This is a genomic window from Alcanivorax sp. HI0044, assembly GCF_001634945.1.
Window position 1 is genome coordinate 1 of the sequence record NZ_LWEZ01000842.1, and the last position, 570, is coordinate 570.

At 56.8% G+C, this 570-nt stretch carries 1 pseudogene; it reads right to left on the bottom strand.

The features are described 5' to 3' along the window. Window positions 1-570, bottom strand: a pseudogene (locus tag A3730_RS31460) (sensor histidine kinase); the annotation flags it as partial.

A 570-nucleotide genomic window follows, 5' to 3' on the forward strand; every position in this document is an offset into this window, starting at 1 on the left:
TCACGCAAGTCATGAATAGCTTCGCGCACCAGCGGCTTTGTAGTGTCGGAGGAGCGATGCAACAACTGCAACAGCTTTGCGCCCAGATCATCATGCATATCCCGGCGTATCCGCAGTCGTTCCTCTTTGGCTCCTTTGGCATGGGCAATCCTGGCTTGGGTGACCAGCTGATGCAGAGACAATACAAGGCCGGCAATATGGATGTCCTGTCGATTGAAGATGCGGCCACCCTGTTGGGCGTGCTGCAGCTTCCAGGTGCGTTGCTCCAGGGGAGCTGGAACGATCAGGGTTTGCCCTTTGTCAGGGATGCTGATGTGTGCATTGACTGTAGCAAGCGCTTCTATGGAAAGGGGTTGGAATACCGCTCTCAGTGCTTGCTCCATGCCGGATTCGGTTTGGGTTTCCTGTTGGGCGAGCATGGCGGGCAGCGCCTGGGCCAGCCATTCATCCAGCTCCTGGCGCTGGCGGAGAAACATTCTTCTCCACAGATACTGGCGTAGAGGAAAGTAAAGCCAGCCAATAAAGGCTACGGACAGGGTCAGGGTGAGCGGCCCGGACAGGCTGAGCATC